This is a genomic window from Paenibacillus sp. RC84, from assembly GCF_041260495.1.
Classification (GTDB): domain Bacteria; phylum Bacillota; class Bacilli; order Paenibacillales; family NBRC-103111; genus Paenibacillus_F.
The window spans coordinates 233,275-253,868 of the sequence record NZ_JBGBYL010000007.1; the positions used below are offsets into that span (position 1 = coordinate 233,275).

General features: G+C 52.7%; 6 protein-coding genes. 3 read left to right on the forward strand and 3 right to left on the reverse strand.

The genetic code is table 11. From position 1 onward, the window contains the following. Positions 1-403 precede the first annotated feature (403 nt). Positions 404-1,018, forward strand: a complete 615-nt coding sequence (locus tag ABH899_RS17560; RefSeq protein WP_369998755.1) for a hypothetical protein — start codon at positions 404-406, stop codon at positions 1,016-1,018. Positions 1,019-1,194: 176 nt separating this feature from the next. Here the strand turns inward: ABH899_RS17560 and ABH899_RS17565 are convergent, their stop codons facing one another. The 3 genes from ABH899_RS17565 to ABH899_RS17575 form a co-directional block, all read right to left on the reverse strand. Further along, entirely contained in the window at positions 1,195-2,970 is a 1,776-nt protein-coding gene (locus ABH899_RS17565) for a sulfatase family protein (RefSeq protein ID WP_369998758.1), read from the reverse strand. Positions 2,971-3,400: 430 nt separating this feature from the next. Continuing rightward, positions 3,401-15,241, reverse strand: a complete 11,841-nt coding sequence (locus ABH899_RS17570) for a DUF7507 domain-containing protein (protein ID WP_369998761.1) — start codon at positions 15,239-15,241, stop codon at positions 3,401-3,403. A 436-nt stretch (positions 15,242-15,677) separates the two neighbouring features. Further along, on the reverse strand, positions 15,678-16,529 hold the full coding sequence (locus ABH899_RS17575; protein WP_369998764.1) for an aldo/keto reductase: 852 nt from the start codon (positions 16,527-16,529) through the stop codon (positions 15,678-15,680). A 216-nt stretch (positions 16,530-16,745) separates the two neighbouring features. On the opposite strand from ABH899_RS17575, the gene ABH899_RS17580 reads away from it, so the two are divergent. Together ABH899_RS17580 and ppsA are read left to right on the forward strand one after the other, a co-directional pair. Next, on the forward strand, positions 16,746-17,639 hold the full coding sequence (locus ABH899_RS17580; protein WP_369998767.1) for an AraC family transcriptional regulator: 894 nt from the start codon (positions 16,746-16,748) through the stop codon (positions 17,637-17,639). A 317-nt stretch (positions 17,640-17,956) separates the two neighbouring features. After that, positions 17,957-20,551: a phosphoenolpyruvate synthase gene (gene ppsA / locus ABH899_RS17585; RefSeq protein WP_369998770.1), complete on the forward strand. Its 2,595-nt coding sequence runs from the start codon at positions 17,957-17,959 to the stop codon at positions 20,549-20,551. The last annotated feature ends 43 nt before the right edge of the window (positions 20,552-20,594 follow it).

Consider the following 20,594-nt stretch of genomic DNA (forward strand, 5'->3'; position numbering starts at 1 on the left):
ATCCCCCTAAACTTGTTGTTCCTGCTTAGTATGTCACGTATTCACCGTTTTATGTCGGAAACTAGAATGAAAGTGTCAATTATTAAACAATTTATTCATTGCGACCGCGTGGAAGATTTACAATCCGGATCCTATCGAATAAAATTCAATTCCTTTTTCGAGAAAAGCAAAAAAAATGGCACACTGTCCCGTGACATTGTCCACGCTATTCGGACATGTTGTTCCTATTCTAAGCTAAACCAACGGAGAGGGAGTGCTTCCATGCCTTTAACAACGGGCATCATTACGAATACGGGAACCACCCCTGCATCGAACCACGTACTCGGACCCAGCGCTTCTCTCTTCAGTCACCGAATTTGAAGAATTTCCCGGTATCGCGATTACATTAAATGGAATTCTCATCGTGGGATGGATTACCCAGCCTCCTGGGATAAGTGAATTTAATATCCGTACTTCACAAGATGGAGAAACCACATTTGATATGGAAACCATGGTTGCATCGGTCGTTGTTTTACCTTCGCCATTACCCGGCTATCAATTCAGGTGCATGACATATCCTTCCTTGTCGGGAGACATCTCAAACGTTCCGGCGACGCGGGGAAATATCTACGCAGTATGGCAAGACTATAGAGAAGGTTATTCCGATATCTATCTTTCAATCTCCACAAACTTTGGTGTAAATTGGGAGACGCCGATGCCGATCGCAGACAGTCCGGTCGGATCGCAGAACTTTTTCCCGGCTATCACTGTTTCCCCTTCGGACGGAGCCGTGTTTGTTTCCTATTACACCAATCGAGTCAATCCGCCCGATCTTGAAGTTTTTCTCGCTACATCCAGGGATGGTGGAATCACGTTTATAAACACTCGCCTTACGACGACTTCGTTCAGTGTTGCGGGTCTTCCTGTAATCGGAGACTACATCGGCAATGCGATTGTCCCGCAGACAGACCGTCTTGTAACCGTTTGGACGGACACACGGACAGGAATTGAAAACATCTGGTTTGGAGATAACCAATAAACTTGCTTTTTCAAGCTACCTAAAAGGAATAAGCCTTGAAGCCAGAGAGAATATGCGGTTATTCAGGCTTGCGTGGGAGTTGAGCGTGAGCGCGTTAGACTCTTTTTGGTTTGGCAGGCTTACGTACAAGCTAAAATCAAAATGTGCCCTACCATACCGGCTTCTCTAAAATTTGTTTAAGTGGTTGTGGGAGGGTCAGGGAAATGCCTTTTAACGGGATATAATCGCTTTTGTTGACGCTGACCGACCAGCAGATGCATCATCCGCCGTTGAATAGTTCTCGTCTGGTCCGTTGCAAATGCGGGATGTGCCAGGTTGCATGTTTCCATTGGATCAAGGGTTATGTTATACAGTTCATACTCGTCTGGAACCGGTTGGGTTTTGACTGTGGTGACCCAATGCGAATTCTGAGTGCCAGAACCAGTCTCTCCAACAGGGTGGAGCGTCACGTCTTGGATCCCCGGCTGGCTCCAGAATTGAGCATCATCGAAGTAGCGGGAGAACTTCCATAGTTCTTTCTTACCGTTTCTGTATAACGGTGCGAGGACAGTCTCGATGTGGGAAGGCTGAATAACGGATGAATAGGCCCTCCCCAATGGACTGATTTGGTGCTGGCCTCGGGTAACATCGTCGTCCGTCATGAAATAAACCGGCTGATCGACGATTGTAGACGGTCTCACTCCAAAGAGATAGGGAGTGAGGTCACGCCCGGCCAAAGGATGAACTTCGCTGAATGTGTTTCGCAAGCTGTTCTGAATCTCTTCGATATTAAGATTCGCCAGTCCAAGCATAGTAGGCAGAAGATCCACATGGCTTGTAGGAGTATGGAGGCTTGTAGGTTGCGGAAACAAATGTTTATTATGAATGAGCAAGGGTACATGCAGAATCTCCTCGTAGGCACAATAAAATTTTTGATGAAGACGGCCCTGAGCGCCAAGCATTTCTCCGTGATCAGATGTAAATATAACAATCGTTTGGTCATAGAAAGAAGAGCGGGTGAGGGCATCGAACACCTTAAGCATTTGCCGGTCGGCATTTTTTTGCAATTGGTAGTAGAGTTTACGATAGAACGATGGGTCTATAATAGGCTGTAAAGCTTTTGGATACAGATCCCGGTAGCTTGCCTGACAGCGCGGTTTGGTGAAAAGCGATTCGTTTAGAGTTGGAGAAGGAGCGACTTCCGGCATAGGTTCCACTTCAAATTTAAACTCGGGCAATTGCTCCGTAATAGCGCCGTACAAAACAATATCGTGCGGATTCACAAAGGAAGCTACGAGCAGCCAGGGTTCAGCAGGATTGTCATGACGGTTCAATCGGTCCAGCGCTTCTATAAGTTCGACCGCTTCCTCAGCGTAGATCTCGTCTCTGCCGCTTAGTCCTATGCCGGCCGATGAAGCCGAATTGCGCGGGTTTCTTCCGTGAGGTTCAGGTCCGATCCAAGTAGAAAAGCCGAAATCGTTTAAGCGATCGGCGTTCCAATATAGGTCTTCGAGGCTTTTGTCCGGTACACCTGTCAATGGATCGTAGCTTGGAAGGCTAGTGTGAGTACCCGGTACAGTAATATCTTCATGGGATATGTGCCATTTCCCTTTATAGTACGTCCGGTACCCGGCTGCGCGAAAATAATCTCCCATCGTAGGTACCGTGCTTCTATCCAGCCAAAACATATCCGAGTCAAAAGCTTCTTTCGCGATTCCCGTTGTCTGGGTGACGCCATGAAGAGACGGATAATGACCCGTCATTAAGGTGGCACGACTGGGTGAGCACGCTGCGCTTCCTATATAATGTCTGTGAAATTCCAATCCATGAGACTTCAAAAGTTCTTGAGCGACAAGATTCTGTTCACGCCATTCTTTGATTTCCGCGTTTTCATAAACAGGCGGGTACCGTTCCTCATCGACTAGGAACACCAAAAAATTAGGCCTTTTTAAATGTCGACTAATGGGGATCACATCCTAGGAAATCTTCTTACACTAGATTATGTGATCGAGCGAAAAAAAAGTATAATCTGACATCAGGGCTTCAAAAGTGGGATACTCGTACTTGGCTTTCCAAACGACTTCATAGTATTGTTTCAATTCCTCCTCTGTTGGTACATAAGGCAGCTTTTTTGACGACTTGGGAACCTCGATTTCAGGCCATTTGATCAAAATTCTTTCCGTATATGGACGGTGTTCTAAAAATGAAAATACAAATTGTATTGTTTGACGGAGATCTAGCTGTACTGCTTATGTGCAAAAAAAACACCCTGACCACAGTGGTGGAGGGTGTTAAAGCGAAATCAATGGAAGCAGCCGGTTTTCGGGTTGCCTCATCCGGATAAAGAGCGATTTTGGATTCGATCAGGCAGAACTTTCCACGGTCTTTCCGTGCAGTGTTCTGTTACTCCTCGTGTTGAACGATCCGAACGGTAACCGGATTGGACTGCTGGCTGCCGGAAATAAGGCGGCCATCCGGGAGCCTGACAGAGAACCCGACAGGCAGCCGAAGTGAAATCAACCCATACGTAGCGGGAAGTACGGCGACGGCGAACTGAACGGTAATGCTCGCGCCTTCCTGAAGCTCTCCGAGCGGGATTCCCGCGGTTATGTCCGCGTTAGGTGCGGCCATCCCGTTAATACGAACGCTTCCGGGTACGAAAGCGAGACCGGCGGGGAGGTCATTTTGCGTAAAGATTTCAACGATTGGCGCGCGGCTTGTATTCGTAATGACGGCCGTATAGGTCAGTACATCTCCCGGGGCCGCTTCATGGCTGTCAACATTCAAATCAATCGACGCAGCCGGTGCAAAAACGGGCAGGACGACTTCATTGGATGCGGCTGCGCCGGTATAAATGGCTGTTTCGTCCGGCAGCTGATACGTAAACGTTGCCGTAGCCCGGTTCCGGAGAAGACCCTCCGCCGGAAGCGACGTTATGGTTAAACGGAAAGCTGCTGTTACAGCAGTGCCGGGAGCCAGAAGTCCGATTGCCAGATCGGACGGGTCCGCCCCTGGACGAGGCTCTCCGTTAACGGTCACGGAATCCGGGAGGTAGGCCGAGCCGGACGGAAGCAGATCTTGCAGGATAACATCCGCTGCAAGTGTTCCGCTGTTCCGAATCGCTACGGTGTATTCGACGACATCTCCCAGGACGCGGATTCCGGGCGATGCCGATTTTTCCGCAATGATCACTGGGGATTGCACGTTTATACCGATGAGATTGGATGCAACCACGTCCGAATAGGTTTTACCGTCCGGGAGAATATACGAGCTTTCAATCCGAGCCTGGTTTTCGATTTGGCCGGAATCGGGCTGCTCCGTTACCGTCACCGAGTAGGATATACTCGCAGAACCGCCAGGCCCGAGTGAGGGCAGGGATAATCCTGTGGAGAGATTGGCCCCGGGCTGGAGCTGTCCGTCGATACGGATACTGCCCGCATCGAGCTGCGTCCCCGCCGGCAGCCGGTCGGTCAAGACGAGCGAGCTCACGGCAATCGTTCCGGTATTCGTCACCAGCACGTTATAAGCGATTTCGGAGCCGATCGTGGCAATGGTCTGGACTGAGCTTTTCACGGCTTCGATCGCATACTCGTAGACGAATACGGCGTCGGAACTGGCGGATACCGTATAGGAATTGCCCGCATACGTGAAGCTTGCCGATGCCGTATTGACGAGCTGGGCCGATGCCGGAACGGAGGTAATTTCCAGCTGGAATCCGATCAGGACTGTGCTCTGCGGCGGAACGGCCCCCAAGGTAATTCCGGCTTGAGGCCGGGCATCCGGAAGAGCGGTGCCGTCGACCGTCACACTTCCCGGCACGAAAGACGTTCCTTCCGGCAGGAGATCAGTGACGATCATATCGGCAGCGGGGGCCTGCCCTCCATTCGTCACGGTTATGCCGAACGCAAGGACATCGCCGATTGCGGCAGCTTCTACCGTGCTGTTTTTGAGCAGGCTGACGGAGTGCGGCGTGACAGGGATCACGACCGGTTCCGAAGCAGAGCTGCCTTCATGCGAGCGGCCGTCCGGGGTCTGGAACGAGTAGGCGGACAGCGCCTGGTTTACGAGAATGCCTTCCGGCGGTATCACGGTAACCCGCACGCGGAAGGAGACCGACGCCGACGCACCCGGGGCAATGGTGCCGACCGTGATTCCCGCGGCGGGATCGGCGCCGGGAATCACGGTACCGTTGACGGTAACGCTGTCCGGCACGAGAACCGTTTCCGGCGGCAGTAAATCCGTGATAGTGGTAAATGCGCCGGTGGATCCGGTGTTCGCCGCTGTAATCGTATATAGAACGGTATCACCGGCCGCAACGCTGTCTGCTCCGCCCGTCTTTTGAACCGTCAGAACCGGCTGAAGAACAGGAATGGTGACGGAGTTGGATACAATGGATTCGGCTTCGGCACCGCTGACGAAAGAAACAACAGCCTGATTCGTAAGCTCCGGAGGAGATGGAAGCGATACAACGGACGCCTGGAAGGAAACGGAGACCGAGGCTCCGGATGCCAGTTGTCCGACGGGAATGCCGGTATTCGGATCGGCAGCGGGCTGGGCAATCCCGTCCACGGTTACGCTGCCTTTCACGAAAGCGGAACCCTGCGGAAGCGGATCAGTGAGCACGACTTCCCGGATAAGATCGGCATCCTTGTTCGTTACGGTGATCGTATACCGGATGGTATCGCCGAGGATGGAGCTTCGCAAATCAGTCTCCTTGACCGCTGTGACAGGGACATTAGATACCGAAACAATGACCGTGTTCGATGCGCCCGATCCCGTATTCGTCCTTCCGTCCGGAGAAACGAAAGTAAACTGCGCCGATGCCTGATCGATAAGCAGGGGAGGAGCCGGAACGGCCGTAACGAGCACCTGAAAGGTAACGGCAGCGGACCCGCCCGGGGCAATTGATCCCGTTGGTATGCCCGTAACCGGATCGGTTCCGGGCAAGGGTATCCCGTTCAGCGTGACACTGTTCGGCACGAAAGAAGATCCCGGAGGAATCGGATCGGTTACCGATGCGCTCGCTGCAAGATTGCCCGTATTCGTGAGGACAATCGTATAAGTGACCGTGTCTCCCACGGTTGCATTGTCCGAACTGCCTGATTTTGCGACGGTAAGAATAGGCTGGAAGATCGGCACGACAACGGGATTCGACACGGAAGAGAACGTAAAGGCCCCGCTTGTAAACGCGACGGACGCCTGGTTGTAAAGCTGAGGGGGCGTCGGCAGAGACTGGACGGTGACTTGGAAAGTCACCACAGTCGTACTGCCTGCCGCAAGGGGGCCCACAGGTATTCCCGTAACCGGACTCGTACCGGGCCTGGCTGTGCCTCCTACCGTGACGCTGCCCGGTACGAAAGCGGAGCCGGCCGGGATAGGATCCGTTACGACGGTATTGGTCACCGCGGCTATTCCGTTGTTCGTGACGGCGATAGAGTAAGTGACGATATCCCCGAATATGGCATCGGCCGCAGTCGTTCCCTTCACGACAGATACGTTCGGAGCCGATACCGGAATGGATAAGGTGTTGGAAACGGCGGAGCCGTTTACGGTGCGTCCGTCCGGCGGCAGGAAAGTAAATGCGGCCGAAGCCTGATCCGTCAATTGCTGCGGATTGGGAACCGATGTAACGAGAACCTGGAACATGACGGAAGCCGTACTTCCCGGGAGAACACTACCGGCGTTTATTCCGGCAGCGGGTGAAGCGCCCGGTACGGGAATTCCGTTTACGCTGACGCTGTTTTCAATAAACTGCGATCCTGCGGGAATAGGGTCCGATACGATGAGGGCGGCGGCGATATTTCCGCTGTTGGTTGTCTGTATCGTATAAGTCAGAGTGTCCCCGACGGTCACATTGGAGAAATTAGCGCTTTTGACGAGTTGAAGAATCGGCTGATAGATCGGTACCGTAACCGGGTCGGAGTAAGAAGTACCGGAGAAAACTCCCGATGTGAAGCTTACGGCAGCCTGGTTGGATAGAACAGGCGGTGAAGGCAGCGATGTGACCGTAACCTGGAAGGTGACAGTGGCAGTTGCCCCCGCTGCGATCGTTCCGGCATTGATACCCGCGTCGGGCTGCGCCAAAGGAAGAGGCGTTCCGCCCAGTGTTACGCTGCCCGGAACGAAAGCGGAGCCGGCCGGAATCGGATCGGTTACGATAACACCGGTTACCGCCTCGATTCCGTTGTTTGCCGCCGTGATGGTATACGTCACCGTATCTCCGAATACGGCGTCCGCTGCGCTGGCGCTCTTGGCCACGGTCACGTTCGGAGCCGATACCGGTATGCTGACGGCGTTGGAAAGGGCAGTGCCGCTCAGCGTCCGTCCGTCGGGCGGCTGGAAGGTGAAGGCGGCGGTTGCCTGGTCGACGAGTGTCGGCGGAGACGGGACGGAAGTAACGACAACTTGGAAAGTCACTCCGGCCGTGCCTGCCGGCGGGATCGGGCCGACTGCAATCCCTACGGTCGGATCCGCTCCGGGGATCGGCTGTCCGTTCACGGTCACACTGTTGGCTATAAATGCCGAACCGGCCGGAATCGGATCCGAAATCGTCGTTACCGCTGCGATATCGCCGGAATTGGTCGCGAGGATCGTGTAGACGATCGTATCGCCCACCGTGGCATTGGCGGTGTTCGCGCTTTTGGTTACGCTGAGTATCGGCTGATACACGCCGATGACTACCGGGTCCGATAGAGAACTGCCGGAAAAAGCTCCGGATGTGTAGCTGACTCTCGCCTGATTGGACAAGACGGGAGGAGACGGCAGGGAGGTGACGGTAACTTGAAAAGAAACCGTCGCTACCGCGCCGGGCGCTACAGATCCGACTGCGATACCGGCAGCCGGGTTAGCGCCGGGCTGAACGATCCCGTTCAAGGTCACGCTCCCGGGGACCAATGCGGAACCGGTTGGAATGGGATCGGTCACGACGACGTTAGTCACCCCGGAGATACCGGCGTTCGAAGCGGTAATCGTGTAGGTGATCGTATCGCCTACTGCCGCATCCGTGGAACCGGCCGTTTTGGTGACCGCGATATCGGGTGCCGATACAGGAATGGAGACTACGTTGGAGACGGCGGATTCCCGGATAATACGTCCGTCCGGCGGAACGAAAGTAAAGCTGGCGGAAGCTTGGTTGACGAGCGAAGGCGGTACCGGAACGGAAGTGACAATCACCTGGAAAGTGACTAGAGTGGAACTTCCGGGCGCAATGGACCCGACTGCAATGCCCGTGGACGGATCGGACCCGGGGTACGATGTGCCGTTCACCGCGACACTGTTCACAAAGAAGGCGGAGCCGGCGGGAATCGGGTCCGTGATCGTAGCGGCAGCGTCGATATTGCCGGAATTGGTTACCAGAATCGAATAGGTGATCGTGTCGCCTACAGTTGCGTTAGTTGAATTTCCGCTTTTGGCCAAGGTGAGAATAGGCTGATATACGGGAATGGAGAGAGGCTCGGAGACCGAAGATCCTGTAAAAGCGCCGGAAGTAAAGCTGACCGTAGCCTGATCCAAGAGCTGGGCCGGAGAAGGCAGAGAAGTAACCGTCACTTGGAAACGGAGAACGGCCGACGCGCCTGGCGCGATAATTCCGGCAGGAATGCCTGCAGCCGGATTACCCGCAGGAACAGGCAGTCCGTTCAGGGTTACACTGCCCGGGACAAGAACCGAGCCGACCGGGATCGGATCGGAAATAACGACGTTGGCCACATTTTCGATGCCGCTGTTTGTGGCGGTGATGGTGTAGGCGATGGTATCGCCGACGACGGCATCCGTGGAACCGGCGGTTTTCGTAACCGTAACGTTCGGCGCGGATACTGGAATCGTTACGGGATTGGAACTGACAGACTCGCTGATGGTGCGTCCGTCCGGAGGCTGGAAAGTAAACGCGACCGCGGCCTGATCATTCAGTCTTGAAGACGGCGGGACGGAAACGACAACGGTTTCGAACGAAACCAATGTCGTCGCTCCCGGAAGAAGCGAGCCTGCCGCAATTCCGGTCGTGGGATCCGCTCCGGGGAGAGGCAGTCCGTTCACAAGCACACTGTTAGTCAGGAAAGTGGAACCCGGAGGGATCGGATCGGTTACGACGAGGCTGGCGGCAATATTTCCGCTGTTCGTTACCGCAATCGTATAAGCGATCGTATCGCCAACCGTAGCGTTGGAGAAATTAGCCGTTTTAACGGCCGCTAGAATCGGCTGATAAACAGGCACTAGCACGGTTCCCGACGTGCTGGACCCGGTAAAAGCGCCCGAAGTAAAGGAGACGATTGCTTTGTTGGACAGGACGGGCGGAGAAGGCAGCGACGTTACGCTGGTTTGAAAGCTGAGTACAGCCGAGGCGCCCGGCGCAATGATTCCGACGGGAACACCCACAGAAGGATTGGCCGACGGCAGCGGAGTACCGTTCAGAACTACGCTTCCCGGAACGAAAACCGATCCGGCCGGTATGGAGTCCGTGGCGAGAACACCGGTCACGTTCTCGATGCCGTTATTGGTCGCCGTTATGGTGTAGGAGACGACATCTCCGAGAACGGCATCCGTAGAAGCCGTCGTAAGCGTAACCGTCACGTTGGGAGATGAGACCGGGATCACGAGCGTGTTGGACACGGCTGAACCGGTAACGGAACGTCCGTCCGGAGGGACGAATACAAAGCTTGCGGAAGCCTGATCGAGAAGGATCGATGAGGCCGGAACCGAGTTAACGACCGTTTGGAACATGACCGTCACGGGAACGCCGGGCGCGACGGAACCGACGGGAATTCCGGCCGAAGGATCGGCTCCGGCACGAGGAGAACCGTTGACGGTGACGCTGTTGTCGAGCAGGACGGAACCGGCTGGAATCAGATCCGTCACAGTTGTCGAAGCGGCAATGTTTCCGCTGTTGGCAAGCACGAGCGTGTAGGTAATCGTATCCCCTACGGTTGCGTTGACGGTATTTGCGCTTTTGGCTATGGACAAAATGGATTGATAGACGGGAACAATTACGGTGTTCGATAAAGAAGAGAAAGAGAGCGTGCCGCTTGTAAAACTGACGGAACCGCGGTTCACTAGCTGTCCGGAGGCCGGCAGGGAGTTGACAAGCACGCTGAAAGTTACGGCAGCCGCTCCCCCCGGAACAATCAGACCCGCCGGTACGCCTGCGGAAGGGTTTGCGCCCGGCACAGGGACGCTGTTGACTGTTACGCTTCCGGGCACGAGTGTTGTGCCGTCGGGAATTGAGTCGGTCACGATCACGTTCGTTACATTTTCAATGCCGTTATTCACCGCGACAAGCGTATAAGCGATCGTATCGCCTACGACCGCATCCGTGGCGCTTGCACTTTTGCTTATGACAACATTAGGAGCGGAAACCGGGATCACGACGGTATTGGACGAAGCGGAGCCGGAAACCGTCCGTCCATCCGGAGGCTGATAAGTATACGACACGGCGGCCTGGTCGACTAACTGTGGAGGCGTAGGCACGGAAGTAATCACCACCTGAAATGTCAGAGTCGTTGAAGCACCGGGTGCCAGAGTGCCCGCGGCGATGCCGCCGGCGGGATTGGCTCCCGGAAGGGGGACTTGGTTGAGGGCGACGCTGTTGGACACAAGCGAACTGCCGACCGGAATCGCATCGGTAATCGAAGCGGTAACGCCGATATTTCCGCTGTTGGAGGCTGTGATCGAGAAGGTGACAAGATCGCCTACGGTTCCTTGCGAAAGATTTGCGCTTTTCTTTACGGTGACGATGGGTTGGTAGACAGGAAGACTGACCGTATTGGAGGCTGCAGAACCGCTGAAGGAACCGCTCGTGTAGCTGACGGATGCCTGATTTACAAGCAGCGGCGGGGAAGGCAGCGACGTGACCTGCACCGAGAAGACGATGGTCGATGAAGCTCCTGCCGCAATCGTCCCAGCAGAGATACCGTTAGCCGGATTAACGGCCGGAACGGCGGTGCCGTTTACTTTTACGCTTCCTGCAACGAAGACGGAGCCGGCTGGAATCGGATCGGTTACCACGACGTTCGACACGGCTCCCGTCCCGCTGTTGGTAACCGTCAGCGTATAGGTCACCACATCCCCCGGAATCGCATCGGGTGCGGACGGGCTTTTCACGATCGTAACATTCGGCAGGGAGACAGGAAGCGTAACACTATTGGATGAGACGGAGCCGGTCAGCGAGCGTCCATCAGGCGGACGGTAGGTATATGAAACCTGGGCCTGATCAGTCAAAACAGGCGGTGCGGGAAGCGTGTTGACGACGGTCTGGAATGTTACCGTCACGCTCGCTCCCGGACCCGCGGAACCCGCGGCGATGCCTGCAGCTGGATTGGCTCCCGGGACCGGAACGCCGCCAACCGTCACACTATTGGCGATAAAAGATGAACCGGCCGGGATCGGATCGGTCACGGTAAGTTGGGCGGCCAGATTACCCGAATTCGTTACGGTGACGGTATAAGTAACGGTATCGCCGACGGTGACACGCGAGGCGTCGGCGCTTTTCACAGCGGCCAGAACCGGCTGGTAAACAGGTACAATCAGAAGGTCGGAGACGGCCGTTCCGGAAAACGCTCCGCTGGTAAAGCTGGCGGAAGCCTGGTTGCTAAGCTGCGGCGGGGAGGGCAGAGTATTGACCTGTACGGCAAACGTTACGGCCGCGGAAGCGCCTGCCGCAATGCTTCCGACGGGAATGCCCGCGGCAGGACTTGCGGTAAGCAGAGGCGCTCCCCGTACATTCACGCTTCCCGTTACGAACGAAGAGCCCGCCGGAATCGGATCGGTCACCACGACACCCGATACGGCTTCTATCCCGTTGTTCGTGACGACAATCGTGTACGTCACCGTATCGCCGATTACCGCATCTGTGGCGGAAGCGGTTTTGACAACCGACACGTTAGGCGCCGAAACCGGGATGGTAAGCGTATTGGACGACACCGTACCGGTAAGAGTTCTTCCGTCCGGAAGACGATACGTGTACGCGGCGGCGGCTTGATCGCTGAGCTGCGGCGGGGCGGGCAAGGAATTTACTACCGTCTGAAAAGTAACGGTCGATGTCGTTCCCGGCGAAACGGTTCCGACGGATATTCCCGTAACCGGATCGGCGCCGGCCAGCGGCAGTCCGTTAACCGTTACACTGTTCGGGGCGAACGAGGAACCGGCCGGAATCGGGTCCGTCAGCGTAATGCTCGCGTTGTAGTTGCCGCTATTCGTCAAGCTCACCGTGTAGGTCACACTGTCTCCGACAGTAGCTTTTGCCGTATCGGCGCTCTTGACGGCCGAGAGCACCGGCTGATAAACCGGAACAGATACCGTATTGGAAACGGAAGAACCGGTAAAAGCACCGGATGTAAAACTGACGGTTGCCTGGTTTACCAACGTGGCGGGAGAGGGCAGCGAAGTAACGGCAACCGTAAATTTCAGCGTCGTCGAAGCTCCGGCGGCGATAGCGCCTACCGGCACTCCCACGGCGGGATTGGCCGCCGGGACAGCGGTCCCGTTGACCGTAACGCTGCCGGTATTGAATGTGGTGCCGGCCGGTATCGGGTCGGTTATGACGACGCTGGTTACCGGGACACTGCTGCCGTTGGCGGCGACAATCGTGTACGTAATGACATCTCCGACAGTGGCAGCCGTGTTGGAAACGGATTTGACGGCTGTGACGTTCGGCGCCGATACCGGAACGGACACTTCATTGGAAAAGACGCTTCCGGTGAGCGTTCGCCCGTCCGGGGGCTGATACGTGTAGGACACGGTTGCCTGATCCACGAGCCTGGATGTGGCGGGCAGGGAAGTGACGACCGTCTGGAACGTGATGACGGAGCTTGCGCCGGCCGCCAAACTTCCCGCCGCGAATCCCGCTGCCGGATTCGCCGCCGGCAGAGACGTGCCATTGACTGTAACACTGCCGGCAAGAAACGTGGAGCCGGCCGGAATCGGATCACTCACGTTCAGGGAGACGGGAAGGTTGCCGGAGTTTTTTACAGTGACGGTATAAGTGAGGGTCGCCCCGACCGTTGCGCTTGCGGGACTGACGCTTTTCACCGCTGAAACGACCGCTTGGTAGACAGGCAGCGTGATCGTATTGGACAAAGACGAGCCGGTAAAAGCGCCGGACGAAAAGCTGACAGTCGCCTGGTTGGCAAGCTGAGCGGGCGAAGGAACGGATGTTACATTAACACGGAAAGTGACCACTGCTGAAGAGCCCGCTGCAATGGAAGCGACGGGAACCCCTGTCGCCGGATTTGCGGCTGGAACCGCCGTCCCGTTCACGGTTACGCTGCCGGTAACGAACGAGGAGCCGGCCGGAATCGGATCGGTGACGACCACACCGGTGACGGCCGTAATTCCGTTATTCGTCGCCGTAATGGTGTAAGTCACGGTGTCTCCGACGACAGCGTCCGTCGAACCGGCGGTTTTGACCACGGTAACGTTCGGCGCCGAGACGGGAATGGACAGCGTGTTGGATACCGCCGAACCTGAAAGCGTCCGCCCGTCCGGAGGAGAATAGGTGTAGCTGGCCGTTCCCTGGTCGGTTAGTCTTCCCCCGGTGGGGACAGACGTCACGACCGTTTGGAACGTGACGGTAACGACGCCCCCTCCGGCATCGATGTTCCCGACGGAGAACCCCGTCGCCGGATTTGCGGCCGGCTGGGATGTACCGTTGACGGTTACACTGCCCGTCACAAATGTGGACCCTGCGGGAATGGGATCGGTCAACGTGACGGCCGCACGGATACTCCCCGTGTTTGTAGCCTTCAAGGTGTAAGTAACCGTATCTCCCACGGTCGCGGTAGAAGTGTTGGCCGTTTTGACGAGACCGATAACCGGCTGGTAGACCGGGACGGCAAGTGTGTTAGAGGGAACGCTCCCCGAAATAACCGGTCCTCCGGTAACACTCTGAAACGAGAAACTGGCAGTCGCCTGGTTCGAAAGCTGCGCGGGCGTTGGAAGGGAGGTCACGGTCACCCGGAACGTCACGGTGGTCGTACTGCCCGCGCTTATCGTTCCGAGCAGGATGCCGGCCGAAGGATCGGTACCCGTGCGAGCGGTCCCGTTGACCGTCACACTGTTCGGGACGAGTGCGGAGCCGGCCGGAATCGGATCGGTGAAGACCGTGTTGGAAGCGTCGACCAATCCGGTATTCCTAACGGCGATGGTGAACGTGACCGTATCCCCGATGACGGCTCCGGTCACGCTTGCGGTTTTAGTCACGGTGACGAGGGGAGCGTTAATATCGATTTGAATGGCGTTCGCATTGACGATATATCCGTCCCCGGACGTCGTCAGTTGTAAAATCGCGGAGGTCTGGGCGTTTTTCAGCGTCGTGGATATGTCCACGTTGGTGATATCCCATCCTTGGCGTCCGCCGGTGATCAACGTGCCCGGAGCTCCGTTTATCGCGTTGCGCGTACCGAACGTTCCGGTTGTATCGAGCGTGCCGTCATCTTTGTTGATTTGGGACGCGAAAAAGTTGGCGGCGAAATTGTTGGCCCCCGATAAAGCCGTCAGACTCGATGTCGTCGGGCCGAACAGAGCCTGGTCCCCGGTTTTGTTGGCGTCTCCTTCCTGTGCGCTGATTAACGCACGGCCTTTTAACGTCCCTTGCGCCGGAGTGGCGAACCCGGAGATGACCACATTGACGGCCCCCGAAGTCGCCTGGACAATCTCCGCGCCCACACCCAGCGAGAGGTTCCGGAAGGGAAGACTCGGGTTCTGGTACACTACTGCCAGCGTCCAGCCGGCGTGATTGGCTGTGGGGTCCGGAACGGCAAGCGTGCCAACGATACTTTTGGCCGTGTAAGTTCCCGCGCCTCCGGCACTGACCAGCGCCGTTACATTAGCCGTGCGGACGTATGCCAGAACAGAGCTTGGAGAGACCGCAAACGTCACGTTATAGACGGTAGCGGCATCCTGAGTTACGCTCGATGTGCCCGCCGGTGTGGTGAAGGTGATGGGATTGTTGATAAAAGCGGTATTGTTGACCGTGCCGTCCAGGTAGGAGCCGCCCCAGATGAGCTCTGCGTACAATACCGTACTTCCAGCGGGAAGAGTGAGAACGGCGGCTGAGCTGTTGGAGGTGTATAGGCTTGTCGTTCCTGCCGGATATGTACCGTACTGAAGTGTCGTGTCCGTTGTTGTGTAAGCCCCTATGCTGTCTACTGTTCCCGGAACGCCGGCAGTTTCGGATCGGCTCAATCCGAGTGTGTTGCCTGTAAATGTAATGGCGCCTGTCTGGTTTGCGGCATATCGCTGCAAAAAGGCCATCGCTGCATATCCTCCAAGTTAGATAATGATCGACTTCCGATTAATGGAAGGTTCGACTATATCTATGAAAGGGATTCTTGACCCTATGCATACAAAGAGAACCAAAAATAAAGTGAAAACTCCGAAACGTATGAAATTAAACGAATGAAAATGAGATAACCGAAGAGAGAGCCGACAAAGTCAGGCTTGGATCGCGAAAGAAACACGTCCGAGTAGCCGAGCCTGATAGCCTGCCCGACAGCGAGTCGGTAGAGCGGAGTTGTCCACCATGATATTTGTGATCGTTGGCACCTTAAGAAAAAGATAACCCTCATGTAGAATCAATTCGATTAAGTTCTGACAAAATCACATTTTGGAGGCGGCCATTTACCCGCAATCTATGAAAAAAAGGAATAGATTGCCCTAGGGCATCTACTCCTTACTTTTAACGGGATGGTTAGATATCGAGTTTACGGGTACCGATCCATTTCACGATGTCAGGGTCGCGATGTGAAAAGAACAAGCTCTGTTTCGTATCTAACGAAGCAATCGACTCCATATCCTCTTCGCTTAACTCGAAGTCAAAGATATTGAAGTTTTCGATAATTCTCTCTTTACGAACAGACTTTGGAATTACAACAACATCTCTTTGCGTCAACCAGCGTAAAACCAACTGAGCAACGGATTTATTATATTTTTCAGCTATGGATACCAGTACTTCATTCTGGAACAAGTTATTTTTCCCTTCAGCAAAAGGCGCCCAGGATTCGATCTGAACCTTATTCTCTTTCATGAATTTTGCATGTTCGATTTGTTGATTGAATGGGTGGGTTTCAACCTGGTTTACGGCAGGAACTACTTCATTATGAATGATTAAATCGATCAGGCGATCCTCATGGAAGTTACTTACGCCGATTGCACGGATCTTTCCTTCACGATACAATTCCTCCATGGCGCGCCAAGAACCAAACACGTCTCCATATGGCTGATGAATTAAATACAAGTCCAAATAATCGAGTTGCAATCTTTCCAGTGATTTTTCAAATGCTTTTTTTGTGCGTTCATAACCCGTATCCTGTACCCAAAGTTTCGTAGTGATAAATAATTCCTCTCTCGCCACTCCACTACGTTTGATCGCTCTGCCAACTGCTTCTTCATTTAAATAAGAGGCTGCGGTATCAATGAGCCGGTAGCCTGCCATAATAGCGTCATAAACGCTTTGTTCACATTCATTTGCATCTGGAATCTGAAAAACACCAAAACCGAGTATAGGCATCTCAATACCATTGTTCAAGGTTACTTTTTGCATACAAAACCCTCCAGTAATTCTAAGTATTATGGGAAAATTAACTCATTCTTATCCATAACAGATCCCCTTTTCACATCGTTATTATGCACCGGATGACAAAGCGACCGTTATCTCATTCGTGTCAAATGTTTGCCTAATCCTCTCACTACCACTTCTTTAACAGATCAATAAGGATTATAATCGAGTTATTACGAATGATGGAAAGCGGAGGATCAAATGTCTGAAATCATCCCTAAGCAGCAAAATGAACTTGCCGAAATGATTAAACGTTACGCAGAAAACGATGGTGTTCACGCTACTGCCATTCCGTCCTTATTTTTCATTCGTGACTCGAACGCATCTGTGCCGCGCCATGGAGTTTACAAGCCTTCCTTTTGCCTTGTGGTTCAAGGGGCGAAGGAGGTCTGGCTGGGACAGGAACGCTTTAAGTACAATCCTGCAGATTATCTTATTGCGTCCGTTAACTTGCCGGTTACGGCTCAAGTCACCGAAGCTTCTCCCGACGTTCCGTATTTGGGTTTTAAACTTGAATTTACGGCGAATCAAATTCTGGAGGTTTTACGAGATTCTGAAATGAGAGTAGGACCGAAAGAAAATGCAAAACGAGGTATGTTTGTTAGCCGGTTGGAGCTGCCTCTGGTGGATGCGGTCATCAGGTTGGCTCGTTTGCTGGACAACCCGAAGGATATCCCCATACTTGCGCCGCTGTTTACGAAGGAAATTCTGTATAGGGTTCTGCAAGGTCAGCATGGGGCCAGGCTCGAACAAGTTGCAATAGAGGGCAGCTCTGCCCGCCAAATAAAAGATGTTATCGAACATATCACGAATAATTACGATAAGTCATTTCGGATTGAAGAGCTTGCGGAAAAAGTGAATATGAGTGTCTCGTCGCTACATAGGCACTTTAAAGAGGTAACCGCTATGAGCCCTATTCAGTTCCAAAAAGAATTGAGGCTTCAGGAAGCCCGCCGCCTATTATTAACCGAATCAGCCGATGCCACTGAGGTGGCATTTCGAGTAGGCTATGAAAGTCCTTCGCAATTCAGTCGTGAGTATTCCCGAATGTTTGGCTTTCCGCCTAGGCAAGATATCATGCGTCTAAAAGCATAAATCGGCATCAATGCCTAGTGTTACTACATGTACAGGAGCGCAGCAGATAACGATTTAATCGGCCTGAAATGATAAGCGACAACATCATAGGTGGACACCCGCTTTTATTGTGACTAACGATAGCGGAAAATCAAAAAAGAACCTGGGTAGCTACCCAGGTTCTTTAATATTGCATATAAACAAACACGATGATATAATCGGTTCACGACTCTTTTTTTAATTCGAACATAGTAAGTGAATCCTATACTTTAAGTATACCGTGCCGGTGAACTCTTGTCAAATGTTTTTCTCAATTTAATGGTTAGGGGAGATATCGAATGAGTTCTTTGGTTCTCGGTTTTCAGGAAATGGAACAAACTCAGCTTATGCTTGTTGGCGGAAAAGGGTTAAATTTAGGGAAATTATCAAAAATGGAAGGAATACAAGTACCGGAAGGATTTTGTGTCACAACAGCGGGATATCAAAAAGCCATCGAACCAAACGAAACCTATCATGCATTGCTCAATCGACTAACCGGGCTAAAAGTAGAAGATCGAATTCAAATTGGTGAAATCAGCAAGAAGATTCGACAAATCATTATGGAAGTCGAAATTCCTTCCGATGTTGTGAAAGCAGTTACTCACTATCTCTCCCGGTTTGGTGATGAACATCCTTATGCCGTGCGTTCTAGTGCGACTGCCGAAGATTTACCGCATGCTTCTTTTGCCGGTCAACAAGATACTTATTTAAATATCATCGGCGTCGATGCCATCTTGCGGCATATCAGCAAATGCTGGGCTTCCCTGTTTACGGATCGCGCGGTCATCTACCGTATGCAAAACGGATTTGACCACAGTCAAGTTTATTTATCCGTTGTCGTTCAAAGGATGGTTTTCCCGCAGGCTTCAGGGATTTTATTTACCGCCGATCCGATTACTTCTAACCGAAAGCTGCTATCCATCGATGCGGGTTTTGGACTTGGAGAAGCATTGGTCTCTGGCTTGGTATCTGCCGATGTTTATAAAGTACAGGAAGAGGAAATCGTCGATAAAAGGATAGCAACCAAAAAATTGGCTATCTATGGACGGAAAGAAGGCGGAACAGAGACCCGGCAGATCGATCCCAATCAGCAAAAGACTCAAACACTTACCGAACAACAAATTTTAGAACTGGCACGCATCGGAAGACAGATCGAAGCTTATTTCGGCCAGCCGCAAGATATCGAATGGTGTTTAGCCCATGATACATTTTATGTTGTCCAGAGTCGGCCGATCACGACTTTATACCCGATCCCTGAAGCGAATGATCAAGAAAATCACGTCTATGTATCTGTCGGTCATCAACAAATGATGACAGATCCCATAAAACCATTGGGATTGTCTTTTTACCTGTTAATTACTCCTGCACCTATGCGTAAAGCCGGCGGGAGGTTGTTTGTTGATGTTGCACCTAGGCTGGCTACACCTGTCGGCCGGGAAACTTTATTAAATGCCCTGGGATCCGATCCGCTCATAAAAGGCGCACTCATGACCATAATAGAGCGAGATTTTATAAAATTGTTACCAAATGATCAAACAGCACCGATTCCGGGCAGAAGTAATACAGATAGGCCGGCACAATTCGAGAACGATCCGACAATCGTTTCTGATTTGATTAAGCGTAGTCAAACATCGATAGAAGAGTTAAAACAAAACATCCAAACGAAGTCAAGATCGGATTTATTTGATTTTATTCTGGAAGATATCCAGCAATTAAAAAAGATCTTATTTGATCCGCAAAGTTCGGCTGTGTTTATGGCTGCTATAAATGCTACATCATGGATCAATGAAAACATGAACGAGTGGTTAGGCGAAAAAAACGCAGCAGATACTCTTTCTCAATCTGTACCGGGCAATATTACTTCGGAAATGGGTCTGGCGCTGCTCCATGTCGCGGATGTGATTCGTCCTTACCCGGAAGTGATTGATTATTTGCAGCATGCAAAAGAAGATAACTTTCTGGATGAACTGGTTAAGTTTGATGGAGGAAAGGAAACCCAAGACGCTATCTATGATTATCTCAGCAAATACGGAATGCGATGTACCGGAGAAATCGATATTACGAGAACTCGTTGGAGTGAAAAACCACTTACACTTGTTCCCCTGATTCTTGGTAACATCAAGAACTTTGAGCCCAATGCCGGCAAGCGAAAATTTGAGCAAGGGCGCCGGGAAGCTTTAGAAAAAGAACAAGAGTTAATCGATCGATTGAAGCAATTACCGGACGGTGAACAAAAAGCCAAAGAAACCAAACGAATGATCGACTTGATCCGGAATTTCATCGGGTATAGAGAGTATCCCAAATACGGTTATATTAGCCGCTACTTCGTTTATAGGCAGGCTTTACTGAAAGAAGCCGAACGACTCGTTCAAGCTGGCGTTATCCAGGATAAAGAAGATATCTACTATCTCACTTTCGAAGAACTTCACGAAGTCGTACGCACAAATCAACTGGATTACCCGATCATCGGCAAACGAAAAGACGAGTACAAATTCTATGAAAAACTAACTCCGCCACGTGTCATCACGTCTGATGGTGAAATCATTGCAGGTGAGTATGAACGAGAAAATTTGCCGGCTGATGCGATTGCAGGTCTGCCTGTTTCTTCCGGAGTGATAGAGGGACGAGCACGGGTCATCTTAAACATGGAAAATGCCGATCTGGAAGATGGAGATATATTAGTCACCTCCTTTACTGACCCTGGCTGGACACCATTATTTGTATCCATAAAAGGTCTAGTCACCGAAGTTGGCGGACTGATGACCCATGGAGCCGTTATCGCGCGTGAATATGGCTTGCCGGCAGTTGTCGGGGTGGAAAATGCCACCGGACTGATCAAAGACGGGCAACGAATTCGCGTGAACGGAACAGAAGGGTACATTGAAATATTGTAATGGTTGCCGATCACCAATCGCCAGTCCGGATTATGGTGAAGCG